Annotated in this window: 12 protein-coding genes; 8 read left to right on the top strand and 4 right to left on the bottom strand. The window is 67.4% G+C overall.

Annotation, left to right across the window (positions count from 1 at the left end; translation table 11 throughout):
* From ABZX92_RS41225 to ABZX92_RS41200, 6 genes are all read left to right on the top strand, one after another.
* The coding region (locus ABZX92_RS41225; protein ID WP_355570917.1) for an extracellular solute-binding protein at positions 1–880 on the top strand (880 nt) is incomplete at its 5' end.
* Entirely contained in the window at positions 877–1746 is an 870-nt protein-coding gene (locus ABZX92_RS41220; protein WP_355570916.1) for a sugar ABC transporter permease, read from the top strand. The genes ABZX92_RS41225 and ABZX92_RS41220, both read left to right, overlap by 4 nt.
* Positions 1743–2564 (top strand): carbohydrate ABC transporter permease, encoded by an 822-nt coding sequence (locus ABZX92_RS41215; RefSeq protein WP_355570915.1) that lies wholly within the window; start codon positions 1743–1745, stop codon positions 2562–2564. The genes ABZX92_RS41220 and ABZX92_RS41215 overlap by 4 nt, the downstream gene beginning before the upstream one ends.
* A 7-nt stretch (positions 2565–2571) precedes the next feature.
* Entirely contained in the window at positions 2572–3690 is a 1119-nt protein-coding gene (locus tag ABZX92_RS41210; RefSeq protein ID WP_355570914.1) for a cellulase family glycosylhydrolase, read from the top strand.
* Between the two features lie 4 nt (positions 3691–3694).
* On the top strand, positions 3695–6604 hold the full coding sequence (locus ABZX92_RS41205; protein ID WP_355570913.1) for a glycoside hydrolase family 38 C-terminal domain-containing protein: 2910 nt from the start codon (positions 3695–3697) through the stop codon (positions 6602–6604).
* A gap of 185 nt (positions 6605–6789) precedes the next feature.
* Positions 6790–6966: a hypothetical protein gene (locus ABZX92_RS41200; protein ID WP_355570912.1), complete on the top strand. Its 177-nt coding sequence runs from the start codon at positions 6790–6792 to the stop codon at positions 6964–6966.
* Positions 6967–7056: 90 nt separating this feature from the next.
* On the opposite strand, the gene ABZX92_RS41195 is transcribed toward ABZX92_RS41200, so the two are convergent.
* From ABZX92_RS41195 to ABZX92_RS41185, 3 genes are read right to left on the bottom strand one after another with little or no spacing between them, the layout of a single operon-like run.
* A complete protein-coding gene (locus tag ABZX92_RS41195) occupies positions 7057–8010 on the bottom strand; it encodes an ABC transporter substrate-binding protein (protein ID WP_355570911.1) in 954 nt (317 codons plus the stop codon).
* A gap of 12 nt (positions 8011–8022) precedes the next feature.
* A complete protein-coding gene (locus ABZX92_RS41190) occupies positions 8023–9945 on the bottom strand; it encodes an ABC transporter permease subunit (protein ID WP_355570918.1) in 1923 nt (640 codons plus the stop codon).
* A gap of 2 nt (positions 9946–9947) precedes the next feature.
* Complete coding sequence (locus ABZX92_RS41185; RefSeq protein ID WP_355570910.1) at positions 9948–10970, bottom strand: betaine/proline/choline family ABC transporter ATP-binding protein; 1023 nt, start codon at positions 10968–10970, stop codon at positions 9948–9950.
* Positions 10971–11202: 232 nt separating this feature from the next.
* Here ABZX92_RS41185 and ABZX92_RS41180 point away from each other — a divergent pair, with 232 nt between their 5' ends.
* Positions 11203–12168: an ABC transporter substrate-binding protein gene (locus ABZX92_RS41180; protein ID WP_355570909.1), complete on the top strand. Its 966-nt coding sequence runs from the start codon at positions 11203–11205 to the stop codon at positions 12166–12168.
* A 9-nt stretch (positions 12169–12177) separates the two neighbouring features.
* Here ABZX92_RS41180 and ABZX92_RS41175 read toward each other — a convergent pair whose 3' ends face one another.
* Positions 12178–13962: a hypothetical protein gene (locus ABZX92_RS41175; protein ID WP_355570908.1), complete on the bottom strand. Its 1785-nt coding sequence runs from the start codon at positions 13960–13962 to the stop codon at positions 12178–12180.
* A gap of 19 nt (positions 13963–13981) precedes the next feature.
* Here ABZX92_RS41175 and ABZX92_RS41170 point away from each other — a divergent pair, with 19 nt between their 5' ends.
* Positions 13982–14743, top strand: a complete 762-nt coding sequence (locus tag ABZX92_RS41170) for an alpha/beta hydrolase (RefSeq protein WP_355570907.1) — start codon at positions 13982–13984, stop codon at positions 14741–14743.
* The last annotated feature ends 199 nt before the right edge of the window (positions 14744–14942 follow it).

Here is a 14942-nt window from a genome sequence, read left to right as displayed (position 1 = left end):
GCCGTATGCGGAGCTGCCGGGTATCGCCGGTGGCGACAACCGAAGCGGCAACGGCTTCCCCTGGTACCTCAACACCGGGCCGGTGTTCTACAACAAGGCGCTGTTCCGGGACGCCGGTCTGGACCCGGAGAAGCCGCCGACGACGTTCAAGGAGCTCGAGGAACAAGCCCTGAAGCTCGCCCAGACCAAGAAGATCGCGATGCTCGGCCAGACCCCGACCATCGCCGACTTCGGGCTCTACGGGGTGAAGGTGTTCGAGAACGACAAGTTCACCTTCAACGAGCCCAAGGGCGTCGAGTTCGTCGAGAGCTACAAGCGGATGTACGACGCGGGCGCGCTGATCCCCGAGGCGCTCACGCAGAACTACACCGGCTCCGGCACGAAGTTCATGGCCCAGCAGACGGCACTCAGCCCCGGCAGCGCGTACGACCTCGGCAAGTTCAAGTCCGACGCGCCGAGCCTCTACGCGAACATCGGCATCACCAAGCCCATCACGAACACGGGCAGCGCCAACATGTTCCTGCACGGCGTGAGCGTGCCGAAGAGCAGCAAGAACCAGGCGACGGCACTGGCGTTCGGCCGGTTCGTCACCAACGCCGAGAACCAGGTGAAGTTCGCCAAGCTCGCCTCGATCTTCCCGAGCACCAGCAAGGGCGGCGACGACCCGTACTTCACCACGGAGGACGGCAGCGACGAGGCACGCGTGCGCGTCGCGGCGGCCAAGCAGCTCAAGACCGCGGTGAACTACACGCCGGTGCAGTTCAGCGACCAGATGCGCGAAGCACTGCTGCAGCAGCTGGCCGACGCGATGCTCGGCAAGAAGTCGCCGAAGCAGGCATTGGACGACGCCGTCAACGAATGCAACAGGCTGCTTAAGTGACGCACCGCCCCTACACGCCGTGGCTGTTCCTGTTGCCAGGACTGGCCGTCTCCCTCGGGTTCGTGATCTTCCCGTTCCTGAACATGATCGTGCTCTCGTTCACGGACGCGAGCGCGCTGGGCGGCGGCCAGTTCACCGGTGTGGACAACTTCGTGCGGATGGCCCAGGACCCCAAGTTCTGGGTCGCCGCGCGCAACAGCCTGCTCTACATGGTGTGCGTCGTGCCGCCACTGGTGCTGTTGCCGCTGCTGATCGCGATGCTCGCGCAGAAGGTCGTGCCGGGCATCGGGATCTTCCGCACGGCGTTCTTCACGCCGGTGATCGCGTCCGCGGTCGTCGTCGGGCTCATCTGGACGTGGCTGCTCGACAGCCGCGGCCTGGTGAACAGCGTCGTGGAAGCGTTGGGCGGAGCCAGGATCCCGTTCCTCACCGACTCGACGCTGCTGCTGGTCAGTTCGATGATCGTGACGGTGTGGCGCGGCCTCGGCTACTACATGGTGATCTACCTGTCCGCGCTCGCGAACGTGCCCAAGGACCTGCTCGAGGCCGCGATGGTCGACGGCGCGGGACCGGTCAGGAGGTTCTGGTCGGTCACCGTGCCCAGCCTGCGCCCCACCATGGTGCTCATCGCGGCGTTGAGCGCGGTCAACGGGTTCCGCGTGTTCTCCGAGATCTACCTGCTGTCGGGCGGTTCCGGCGGGCCTGGCGGGGCGAGCACCACCCTGGTGATGCTCATCCAGTCCGTCGGCCGCGGCCTCACCGGTGAGGTCGGCTACGCCTCGGCGCTGAGCCTCGTGCTGTTCGTGATCCTGCTGGGCCTGCTGCTGATCACCCTCAAGCTCAACCGCCGGGAGGACCAGCTGTGAAGCGCGCCCACGTCTACCTGGCACTGCGCTACCTCGGGCTGCTGAGCATCCTCGCGATCAGCATCGGCCCGTTCCTGTGGCAGTTCATGACCAGCATCAAGGGACCGAACGAGGACGTCTTCGTCCCCGACTTCATCCCGGACGACCCGACGTTCAGCAACTACGCCGCGGTCGCCGACGTCGTGCCGGTCTGGTCGTTCGCGCTCAACTCGCTCGGCGTCGCGAGCGTCAACGTCATCACCAACTGCCTCGGCGCGGCCATGGCCGGATACGCCTTGGCACGCCTGAAGTTCAAGGGCCGCAGGTTCGCCGCGGTGATCTTCGCCAGCAGCATCCTGGTGCCGTTCGAGGCCATCCTCATCTCGCTGTTCCTGGTGATGCGCGGCCTCGGCCTCACCAACACGCTCACCGGCGTCGTGCTGCCCGGCTCGATCGCCGCGCTCAACGTCCTGTTGCTGCGCAACGCCTTCCTCGCACTCCCCGCCGAAGTCGAGGAAGCCGCGGTCATCGACGGCGCCAACGCGTGGCAGCGCTTCACCCGCCTCGCGCTGCCGTCGGTGAAGGGCACGCTGGTCGTGGTCGCGCTGTTCTCGTTCATGTTCAGCTGGGACGACTTCCTCTGGCCGCTCGTGGTGCTGAGCGACCAGGAGAAGTACACGCTGACCATCGGCCTGGCGTACCTCCAGGGCACGTTCGTGCAGAACCAGCGGCTGGTGGCGGCGGGCACGATCATCGCCGTCCTCCCGCTGATCCTGCTGTTCCTGTTGCTGCAAAAGCACTTCTTCCGCGGAGTCGGAGAAGGCGCGATCAAGGGATGAATGCCAAGTGCGTTTCGGCGTGAACTACACCCCGTCGACCGGCTGGTTCCACCACTGGCTCGACTTCTCCATCGACGACGTCAAGGCCGATTTCGAGTCGATCGCGGGCCTGGGCCTCGACCACGTGCGGATCTTCCCGCTGTGGCCGGTGTTCCAGCCCAACCGCGCGTTGGTGCGTCCCAAAGCCGTCGAGCAACTCGCCCAGATGCTCGACGCCGCCCACGAGACCGGCCTGGACGTGCAGGTCGACGTGCTGCAGGGCCATCTGTCGAGCTTCGACTTCTACCCGTCGTGGGTGCAGACCTGGCACAAGCGCAACATCTTCATCGACCCGGACGTGATCAGCGGGCAGCGGTTCTACATTCGCACGCTCGCCGAAGCCCTCAAGGACAAGCCGAACTTCCTCGGCTTCACCCTGGGCAACGAGGTCAACCTGCTCACCGAGTCGAACCCCTGCACGCCCCAGCAGGCCGGCGAGTGGATCGACACCCTGCTCGCCGAGTGCGACCAGGCCGCTCCGGGACTCCCGCACGTGCACTCCGAGTACGACGCCGTCTGGTACGAGAGCGAGCACGAGTTCCTGCCCGAGCACGCGGCCAACAAGGGCGCGATGACCACCGTGCACTCGTGGGTCTTCAACGGCACGGCGCAGCGCTACGGCCCGATGTCGCCCGAGAGCGTCCACCACGCCGAATACCTGGTCGAACTGGCCAAGGCGCACGCGAAGGACCCGAACCGCCCCGTGTGGCTGCAGGAGGTCGGCGCCGCCCAGCCCGAGATCAGCGCCGAGCAAGCCCCCGCGTTCGCCGAGCAAACGCTTGCGAACGTGCTGACCTGCCAGAACCTCTGGGGCGTCACGTGGTGGTGCTCACACGACGTGGACCGCGCGTTGGTGGACTTCCCCGAACGCGAGTACGAGTTGGGGTTGCTGACGACGGAACGCAAGGTCAAACCGCTCGGGGAGGCGATCGCCCGGATCGTGCGCGAAGCGACACCACAGCCCGTCGAGCGCACGCCGATCAAGCTGCACGGCGACCGGCCCTCGTGGGGACCTGGCGGCGCTTTCTTCGACGAATGGATGACTCTCGCGCGCAAGGGCGTGCGGGCCTCGATCGAGCTGGGGTGAACTAGTGCACGACGAACGCGCGCTGCTGGAAGAACGACTCAACCGCACGCTGAAGGAACGCATCCGCCCGGCGATCTACGGCGAGACCGCACCGCTCGACCTGGCCGTGTGGACCGTGCCGGACGAGCCCGTCCCGGTCGCCGAAGCCCTCGCCGCGACCTACGAACCGGCCGCGGTCGGCGACGCCTGGGGCGCGCCCTGGAGCACCAGCTGGTTCCGGCTGACCGGCAGCGTTCCCGAGGCCTGGCAGGGCAAGCAGGTCGAAGTCGTGCTCGACCTCGGCTTCACCCACCCCGGCCCCGGCTTCCAGTCCGAGGGCCTCGCCTACAACGCGGCGGGCGAGCCCGTCAAGGGCATCGAGCCGCGCAACACCTACCTGCCCGTCGACGGTCGCGAGGTCCTCTTCTACCTGGAAGCGGCCGGCAACCCGACCATCCTCGACTTCCACCCGTTCCTGCCGACCCCGTTGGGCGACAAGGAAACCGCGGGCACCGACCCGTTGTACAAGATCCTCAAGGCCGAGCTCGCGGTGTTCCAGCCGCAGGTCTGGCACCTGATGCTCGACATCGAGGTGCTCCAGTCGCTCATGAAGGAACTGCAGGACCACGACCCGCGCCGGCACAAGATCCTGCACGCGCTGGACCGGGCGATGGACGCGCTGGACCTGAACGAGGTCGCCGCCACCGCCGACCTGGCCCGCGCCGAACTCGAACACGTGCTGTCGTTGCCCGCCAGCGCATCAGCTCACCAGGTCTCCGCGATCGGCCACGCGCACATCGACTCCGCCTGGCTGTGGCCGCTGCGTGAGACGGTCCGCAAGTGCGCCCGCACCTTCTCGAACGTCACCAAGCTGATGGACGAGTACCCGGACTTCTACTTCGCGTGCTCGCAGGCGCAGCAGTACGCGTGGATGAAGGACCACCACCCGCACGTCTGGGACCGGGTCCGCGAGAAGGTCCGCAGTGGACAGTTCGTCCCGGTCGGCGGCATGTGGGTCGAGTCCGACACGAACATGCCCGGCGGCGAGGCGATGGCCCGTCAGCTGGTGCACGGCAAGCGCTTCTTCCTGGACAACTTCGGTGTGGAGACCGAGGAAGTCTGGCTGCCGGACTCGTTCGGCTACAGCGCCGCGCTCCCCCAGCTGATCAAACTGAGTGGATCGCGCTGGTTCCTCACCCAGAAGCTGTCGTGGAACCAGATCAACAAGTTCCCGCACCACACCTTCTGGTGGGAGGGCATCGACGGCACCCGGATCTTCACGCACTTCCCGCCGGTCGACACCTACAACTCCTCGCTGTCCGGTGAAGAACTCGCCCGCGCCTCCCGCCAGTTCGCCGAGCACGCCAAGGCTTCCCGTTCGCTGGTGCCGTTCGGCTACGGCGACGGCGGTGGCGGCCCCACCCGCGAGATGATGGAGACCGCGCACCGGGTCGCGAACCTGGAAGGCTCGCCCACGGTTCGCGTCGAACCCCCGCGCGACTTCTTCCAGGCCGCGCAGGACGAGTACCCGGACGCACCGGTGTGGGCGGGTGAGCTGTACCTGGAGAAGCACCGCGCCACCTACACCACGCAGGCCAAGACGAAGCAGGGCAACCGCCGCAGCGAACACCTGCTGCGCGAGGCCGAGCACTGGTCCACCGCGGCGGCGCTGGCAGGTCACGAGTACCCGTACGACGAGCTCGACGCGTTGTGGAAGACCGTGCTGCTGCACCAGTTCCACGACATCCTGCCGGGCAGCTCGATCGCCTGGGTGCACCGCGAGGCCGAGGCCACCTACGCCCGTGTGGCGAACGAGCTGAAGTCGCTCACGGCGAAGGCCATCGACGCGATCAAGGGCGACGGCAACGACGAGATCACCTTCGACGTGCTCGGCGGCGACGCGCCCAAGCCGTTCGTGGCGCCCGAGAACGGCGTGCTCGACAACGGCAGGCTCCGCGTCACGATCGACGCCGACGGCATCGTCCTGTCCATCCTGGACCTGGAGCACGACCGCGAGGTCCTGCCGCCGCACGGGTTCGCCGGCATGCCGCAGCTGCACCGCGACAACCCGAACCAGTGGGACGCCTGGGACATCGACCCGTTCTACCGCAACTGGAAGGCCGACCTGATCCCGTCCGAGCGGATCGACGCGGCTGACGGTGTCGTGGTGCGGGCGAAGTTCGGCAACTCGGTGCTCACCCAGACCATCCGGCTCAGAGAGGGCGCGAAGCAGGTCGACTTCGACACCGAGGTCGACTGGCAGGAACGCGAGAAGCTGCTCAAGATCGCCTTCCCGCTCGACGTGCGGGCCGAGGTCTCCACCGCCGAGACCCAGTTCGGGCACCTGCACCGCCCGGTGCACACCAACACCTCGTGGGAAGCCGCCAAGTTCGAGATCTGCGCCCACCGCTTCCTGCACGTCGGCGAACCCGGCTACGGCGTCGCGGTGGTCAACGACTCGACCTACGGCCACGAGGTCACCCGCACCACCCGCGAGGACGGCGGCACCACCACGACCGTCCGCCTCTCGCTGCTGCGCGCACCGAGGTTCCCCGACCCGGAGACCGACCAGGGCGAGCACCGCTTCCGCTACGCCCTCGTGGTCGGCGCGGGCATCCCGGAGGCCATCGACGCCGGATACCGCATCAACCTGCCACCGCGGACCGTGCAGGGCTCGACCGCACCGGAGCCGCTCGTGCGGACCGACAACCCGGCGGTCAGGGTCGAGGCCGTCAAGCTGGCCGACGATCGCTCCGGCGATGTCGTGGTCCGGCTCTACGAGGCGCACGGCGGCCGGGCCCGCGCCACGATCGGCACGGCTTTCCCTTACGAGTCGATCCAGGAGACCGATCTGCTCGAACGGCCGCTGAACGACGCGTCCGCGGACATCACCCTGCGCCCATTTCAGGTGGTCACCCTGCGCTTCACGAGGTGAGGCCCGCCGGGGAAGGCACTCCCTTACGCAACCGCGGGGGTGCCTTCCCGGCCGCACCTCAGCGTCCGCGTAAGGGGTCTCGCACGCCAGCCTTACGTGATCTTCCGATGTAAGGGCCCACCCCTCAGCAGCAATCTCACTCTCGTCGACAGCGCACATGGATGGCGAACTGAGGAGTGAGTTTGATGGAGTGGACGCCCGAAGCGATCAAGGCGGAGATGGACTACCGGCAGGCTGCCCTGCGCGACGACGCCCGCCGCGTCCGGGAGTACTACCGCAACGGCGGGAAGCCGCGGTCGTGGTGGCACCGGATGACGCACCGCCACGAGCCTGAGGTGCCGAACGGGCAACAGGCTGCGTGATGTTGGGGGTGATGCCGGGGGTAGTCGTAGGGGTCGTGGTTCCTCTCGTCCAGGAACCACGACCCCTACGACTTCTTGCGTGCTTGAGCGTTAAGCCTTGGCCGTCCACGCCTTGATCTTGTCGGCGTTGGCCTCGACCCACTTCTTGGCCGCGTCCTCGGGCTTCATCTGGTCCTCGGCGATGTACTTCGCCACGGTGTTCTGGTCCTGGTTGGTCCACTTGAAGTTCTTGACCAGGTTGTACGCCGGGCCGTTCGCGTCGGCGAACTTCTTGGACACGATCTTGTCGAGGTCGTAGTCCGGGTAGTCGCAGGCGACCTTCTCGGCGTCGGCGTCACAGCCCGACTTGTACTCGGGCAGCTTCACCTTCTCCAGCTTGACCTCGTTGAGCAGCCACTGCGGCGAGTAGAAGTAGCCGATGACCCACTTCTTGTCCTTCTCCGCCTGGCGGAACGCCTGGATCAGCGCGGTCTCGGAGCCGCCGTACACGACCTTGTAGTTGAGGTTCAGGTTCTTCACCAGAGCCTCGTCGTTGGTCACGAACGACGGGTCGCCGTCGAGCAGCTGGCCCTTGTCACCGGACTCGGACGTCTTGAACTGGTCCGCGTACTTGTTGAGGTTGTTCCAGTCCAGGATGTCGGGGTGCTCCTTCGCGAGCCACGGCGGCACGTACCAGCCGATCTGCCCCTTCACCCCGGTCGAGCCCGCGCTGACGGCCGTCTTCTGCTCGTCGATGTACTTCTTGCGCAGGTCGTCGTGGCCCCAGTTCTCGACCACGGCGTCGACCTCACCGGTGCCGAAGCCCTGCCAGGCCACCTCTTCCTTGAGCTCCTTCTTGGTGACCTTGCACTTGAGCTCCTTCTCGGCCACGTACGCGAGAACAGCCGCGTTCGCCTCGTAACCGACCCAAGGGTTGACCGCGAGGTTGAACGTGCCGCAGTCGCCGGTCGCACCCGAGGAGGTGTCACCGACCTTGGCGCCACCGCAACCAGCCAGCGCGAGTGCTCCGACGAGCACCGCTCCCAGCACGCTGTGCCTTGCCACTTTCCAGACCTCCTAGTTGGTCCACCGCTTGGCGGCCGCCTGGGTGAGGCGGTCGAGCATCACGCCCAGCACGACGATCGCGACACCGGCCGCGAGCCCCTTGCCGTACAAATTGCTCTGCGAGAACCCGGCCACCACGTCGTAGCCGAGCGCACCGGCGCCCACGAGGCCGCCGACGACGACCATCGAGAGCACGTAGATCAGCCCCTGGTTGGCCGCGAGCGTCAACGCCCCGCGCGCCATCGGCAGCTGCACCTTCACGATCGTCTGCCACGAGCTGGACCCCAGCGCCGTGGACGCCTCGACGGTCGCGGGCGACACCGCGCGGATGCCGTCCGCGATGATCTTGATCGCGACCGGCGCCGCGAACACCACGGCCGCGATGATCGCCGTGAAACGCGACGCGGAGAACAACGCCAGGATGGGCACCAGGTAAACAAACGCCGGCATGACCTGACCGGCGTCGAGGATCGGCCGGATGAACCGGTCCGCGCTCCTGCTGCGGCCCATCCACACGCCGACCACGACGCCGAGGATCATCACCAGGATCGTCGCGACCAGCGTCGACGCCAACGTGATCATCGCGTCCTGCCACAACCCGGTCGCGATCAACAGCCCCAGGCACACGGCCGAGACGACCGCCGGGCGAACCCCGCCGATCAGGAACGACAGCGCCACGATCACCAGCGCCACCAGGAACCACGGCGACTCGGCCAGCAGCGCCTGCAGCGGGTTGATCAACGCGAACGTCACGAAGTCCTTGAAACCACCGGTGATCAGCGGCAGCGAGTCCTGCGCCCACTCCGTCACGGCGGTCGCGCCCTTGCGGATCGAGCTGCCGATCTCCACGTCCGACTGGAACTCCGCCGCCCACAGGTAGGTGTACGAGAGGTACACGCAGACACCCGTGACACCGAGCCCGCCGAACAACGCCCAGCGCGGCAGCTTCCGGCGCTCGGTCGCCGCGGTCGTCACGCGGTCCAGCACGATCGCCAGCACCACGATCGCCAGCCCCGCGTTGAACGCGGTACCGACGTCGAGCGTCTGCAACGCCTTCACGACCGTCTTGCCGAGTCCCGGCGCGTCGATCAGCGCGGCGATCGTGACCATCGACAGCGCGGCCATGATCGTCTGGTTGATGCCGAGCACGATCGTCTTGCGCGCGGACGGCAGCAGCACCTTGACCAAGGTCTGCCTCCGGGTCGCGCCGAGGGACTCGGACGCCTCGACCGTGTTGTGCGGCACCGACCTGATGGCGTGCGCGGTGATCCGGATCGCCGGCGGCGCGGCGTAGATCAGCGTCGCGATCGTCGCCGACGCCGGGCCGATCAGGAAGAACAACGTCAGCGGCGCCAGGTAGACGAACGTCGGCATGGTCTGCATGAAGTCGAGCACCGGCTGCATGACCCGGTTGGCCCGATCGGACAGTCCCGCCCAGATCCCGAGTGGAATGCCGAACAGCAACGAGATCACGACCGCGGCCAGCGTCAGCGAGAGCGTGTCCATGCTCTCCTGCCACAAGCCCTGCAGACCGAGGAACACGAAACCCGCGATCGACAGCAACGCGACCCGCCACCCGGCGACCACGAGGCTGACGAAACCGGCGATCGCGACCACGCCGAGCCAGCCGATCACCGGCACCGGGCGGCCGAACGACGGCTGCGCGATCAACGCCTGCACGAACGTCACGAACTCGTCGATGACGAGCCGGATCTCGTTGAAGAAGTACAGGAACAGCGGGTTCGAGTTCCTGGACGCGCCGACAGCGTCGTTGAGCTCGTTGACCGAGCGGTGCAACGGCGTCAGCGCGGAGGCGTCGAGCGGCAGCGTCCCGATGTTGCGGAACAGCAGCCACAGCACCAGCCAGGCCAGCACGATCCCGACCAGGATCAGCGCCTTGCGCGGAAGCTGCCGAGGGGCGGCGACGGCAACCATTGTCACGCCTCCCCGGCCACGACCCCGAGGATCTCCTCGTCCGCCACGACGCCGAGCAGCTCGCCGTCCCGCACGACCTTCACCGGCTTGTCCGCGCTCAACACGCTGCGCACTGCCTCGCGCACAACGGTTTCCGGCGACAGCTCCGGCCCGTCCAGGTCGTCGTCCGGCCGTGGTGGCCTCATGATCCACTTCAGCGTCAGCACGTGCGAGCGCGGCACGTCCTTCACGAAGTCGCGCACGTAGTCGTCCGCGGGCGCGCCGACCAGCTCGTCACCGGTGCCGACCTGCACGACCTGACCGTCGCGCATGATCAGGATCCGGTCGCCGAGCTTCAGCGCCTCGCTCAGGTCGTGGGTGATGAAGACCATCGTCTTGCCGACCTCGCGGTGCAGCCTGATGACCTCGGACTGCATGTCGCGCCGGATCAGCGGGTCGAGCGCCGAGAAAGGTTCGTCGAAGAACAGCACATCGGGATCGCCGGCGAGTGCGCGCGCGAGACCGACGCGCTGCTGCATGCCGCCGGAAAGCTGGTCCGGATAGGACTTCTCGTACCCGGTCAGGCCCACGAGGTCGATCACCTCCTGCGACCGCTCCGCGCGTTTCGCCCGCGGTACCCCGCGGATTTCCAGCCCGTAACCGACGTTGTCCGCGACGCAGCGGTGCGGCAGCAGGCCGAAGTGCTGGAACACCATGGAGAACTTGTTCCTGCGCAGGTCACGCAGCCGTTTCGCGTCCGCCTCGAGAATGTTCTCGCCCTCGAACGTGATGGCGCCCGCGGTCGGCTCGACGAGTCTGGTGAGACAACGGACCAGTGTGGACTTGCCCGAGCCGGACAGTCCCATGACCACGAACATCTCACCCGGAGCGACGTCGAAGTCCACTCCGCGCACGGCGGCGACGGCACCGGTGCGGTCCATCAGTTCCGACCGTGACAACGATTTCAGCTCGTCCGACGCCACCACTTGAGACGCGTTGGGGCCGAACACCTTCCACAGGTCCCTGACCGAAATCACGGGATCCACGCCAAACCACTCCGAACCTGTTGCGGAACTTGTTGCGGGCTGTTGCGGACTGCGCACACCGTTTCTCGATGCGCGACAGCATCGACCCTCACACGGGTACGGTCAAGGGCTGATACAAATTCAGTCCTTTGTGGACAACCAATCATCCCATGACTTGACTGCCATCGATCGAACGGGAAAAGCTGAACTGAGCGGTCTCCTGCACCGCTGTCCCCTCGACGAGGAGCTGTTCGTGCAAGCCCCCAGAATCGCTCTGGCATTGACGCTCGTGTTGACGATTGCCGGTTGTGGCAGCGGATCGACGGCGTCACCGCGCACAAGTTCGACAGCACCGGCCGAGCCCTGCGGCTCCATCACCATCGCGGTCAACCCGTGGGTCGGCTACGAGGCCAACGCGGCGGTCGTCGCGTACCTCGCCGAGAAGCGGCTGGGCTGCAAGGTGACCAAGAAGGAAGTCGACGAGCAGACGGCCTGGCAGGGCCTCGACTCCGGCGAGATCGACGTGATCCTGGAGAACTGGGGTCACGAGGACCTGAAGCAGAAGTACATCGAGGAGAAGCACACCGCCGTGCGGGTCGGCCCGTCCGGCAACAAGGGTGTGATCGGCTGGTACGTGCCGCCGTGGATGAAGAAGACCTACCCGGACATCACGAACTGGCAGAACCTCAACAAGTACGCCAACATGTTCGTCACCCCGCAGTCCGAGGGCAAGGGCCAGGTGCTCGACGGCGACCCCTCGTACGTGACCAATGACGAGGCTCTGGTGAAGAACCTGAACCTCAACTACAAGGTCGTCTACGCGGGCAGCGAGCAGGCCTCGATCAAGGCCTTCCGCCAGGCGGAGGAGAAGAAGGCGCCGCTGATCGGCTACTTCTTCGAGCCGCAGTGGCTGCACCTCGACATCGAGCTGGTCAAGATCGAGCTGCCCGAGTACAAGGCCGGCTGTGACGCGGACGCGGCCAAGGTCGCCTGCGACTACCCGCGCTACGAGCTGGACAAGATCGCCTCCAAGAAGTTCGTCGAGAAGGGCGGCCCCGCCGCCCGGCTGATCCAGAACTTCCAGTGGAGCAACGACGAGCAGGACACGGTCGCGTCGTTCATCGCGAAGTACAAGATGTCGCCGGACGAGGCGGCCAAGCGGTGGGTCGAGGCGAACCCGGACCGGGTCGAGGACTGGCTGACCAAGTCCAAGCCCTGACGTCCCGTCTCAGTTGGCGCTTTGACCGTTGCCGATACCGGTGCCGGTGCCGCGTGACCACCACTTCTCGTCGGGGCCGGAGATGTCCTCGACGCTGAGCCTGCGCACGGACCCGGCTCGCTTGAGCCGGGCCACCAGCTGGTCCTTTCGCTGGGCGAGCCTGCGGTAGATCTCCAGAGCTGCCGTCTCAGGCTCGCCCCGCTGTCTTTCCACGGTCCGCCAGTTCCCGAGGAACTCGAGCGTCAGGTCCGCGACGGCCTGCCCGGCGTGCGCGGTCAGCTCGTCCGCCGGCGTCGCGAACCGACCGGCGTGGAACGCCAGGTTCCTCGTGACGTAAAGCCACTCCAGCACGGCCGCCGCGGTGTCCTCCTGTTCGGCCAGCCACCCCGCGAGCGTCGTGGCGTCCGCGAGCCTGGCCCGCCACACCTCGACCAGGTCCTGCACCAGCCCGCCCTCGTTCCCGGCGAGCGCGGTCACGGCGTCCTGCGCGGCCTTGAGCTGCTCCCGCGGCCGGTTGTGCCTGATCAGCACCTCCACCCAGGCGTCCACGGACTTCAGGTGGTGCTTCACCCCGGTCGTCGGCACCTGCGCGTCCAACGGCTCGCGCAGCTGCTCGTCGTGGTTCGTGACGACGACGTGCAGGCTGATCAGGTGCTGCCGCAACATCTGCAGCGCACACGCCTTCGCCAGCCACGGAATCTTGCTCGGGTCCAGCCCGGTCGCCTCCAGCGCACTCCACGCGAGCCCCGCACTGGCCATCGGCGCGTCGACCTGCCTGGCCAAGTTGGCCACTCGCATCGCACTGCGCAACTCAGCGGGCCAGTACGCGGTGAGCGGATACGCGTTGTTCACCGTGCGCTGATGCTCGGTGCCGCGCATGACCCGCCCGCCCGGCTCGCTGACCTGCCAGAGCGGCGCGATGTTCAGCTCCGTGAGCCGCTCCCCCGCCGCGTACTGGTCGAGCACCTCGCCGAGGATCCGCCTGCCCCGCAACGCCGCCGTGTGCGCGTCCGCCGCGTTGACCGGCAACCGCACCAGCACCGACGAGCCCTCCACCGCGTCCTTCAGGAAGTCGTCCTTCGGCAACCTGTTGCGGTGCAACGGCTCCTGCCGCACCTCCGGCAGCAGCTGGTCCAAATGCCGCAACACCCGCGCGCCGCGGACCACCAGCGCCACGACGTGCCTGCGCGGTTCGGGCCACAACACCTCGGCGAGATCCCCCGGCTTCTTGAGCCACCGCAACAGGTCTGAACGGAGATGCCTGCCGTCACGCCCGTGCACCGCCACGACGACCGCGACCTCGGCGATCATCCTGGCGCGCAACGGAAGCTCCACGCCGCTCCACAGTGGAGTGATCCACTGTTTGACCGCGGTTTCCAGCGCCGGCGGATCCAGCTTCCGCGCCGCCGCGGCCGCGACCTGCGGGTCGAACCTCTGCCCGTCCGCCGCGATCGCCGCGTCGACCTCACCGAGCGTCCGCCGCGCCTCAGCCAGCTCGACCGCGCCACCGCGGGCGTACGCGGGTTCGGCGGCATCCAGGCACGCGAGCGAGGTGGTGACGATGCGGCGCAACAGGTTCCACCGCGGCTGGTCCTCGGCGGCGTGGCTCTCCAGCGCGGTCTGTGCCCGCGTGACCGCCAGGAACGCGCTGTTGAGGCCCGCCACGTGCTCCCCGAGGTGCGCGTCGGGGTCGAGCGCACGCAACACGCCCTGCAGCAGTGCCCGCTGCCCGCGGTCGAGCCCGGCGTCGTCGAACGCCTGCCGCAGCCGGGCGTCGAGGTACTGGTAGCGCACGTGACGCACCATAGAAGACATGGACAACCGGAAAGCCGTCTTCACGGGCAAGGACGGACAATCTCTCGCGGGCCGCCTCGAACTGCCCGCGGGGGACGTGGTCGCGACGGCCGTCTTCGCCCACTGCTTCACCTGCGGCAAGGACTCCGTGGCCGCCTCCCGCATCTGCCGCGAGCTCGCCGCCCGCGGCGTCGCGGTGCTGCGCTTCGACTTCACCGGCCTCGGCCAGTCCGACGGCGACTTCGCGAACACCACCTTCACGTCCAACGTCGACGACCTGGTCTGCGCCGCCAACCACCTGCGCGACACCACCGGCGCCCCGAGCGTCCTCATCGGACACTCCCTCGGCGGCGCCGCCGTCCTCGCCGCCGCCCACCGCGTTCCGGAGGTCCGCGCCGTCGTCACCATCGGCGCACCAGCCGACACCGCGCACGTCGAGCACCTGATCGGCCCGTCCACCGCCGAGATCGAGACCCACGGCGTCGCCGAGGTGCTGCTCGCCGGACGTCCCTTCCGGATCAGCAACGACTTCCTCGCCGACATCAAGCAGCAGAACCAGACCGCGTGCATCGCGGGCCTCGACCGCGCCCTGCTGGTCATGCACTCACCGCAGGACGACCTGGTCGGCATCGACAACGCCAGGCTCATCTTCGACGCGGCCCGCCACCCCAAGTCGTTCGTGTCGCTCGACGGCGCCGACCACCTGCTGACCGACCGCGCGGACGCCGCGTACGTGGCCGAGGTGCTCGCGGCTTGGGCCAGCAGATACCTGACCCGTTAGACGCGAAAACCCGCAGCGACGCATCGCTGCGGGTTTCACGAACCGATCGGGATGACGACTCAAGTTGAACCCCCGCCTGGTCAAGTACGTCCGCCACACGCTCGGTCCGCTTGACCTGTCGTAGCGCCCGCATCACCCGGCCCGGCCGCCGTCACCTTCTCCACGGTCACCTGGTTGACCGCCATCGCGAAGAACATCG

Origin of the sequence: Lentzea sp. NPDC006480, from assembly GCF_040611995.1 — a bacterium.
Classification (GTDB): domain Bacteria; phylum Actinomycetota; class Actinomycetes; order Mycobacteriales; family Pseudonocardiaceae; genus Lentzea.
The sequence above is the reverse complement of the archived record's forward strand: the minus strand, read 5'-3'. Positions and strand labels throughout refer to the sequence as shown.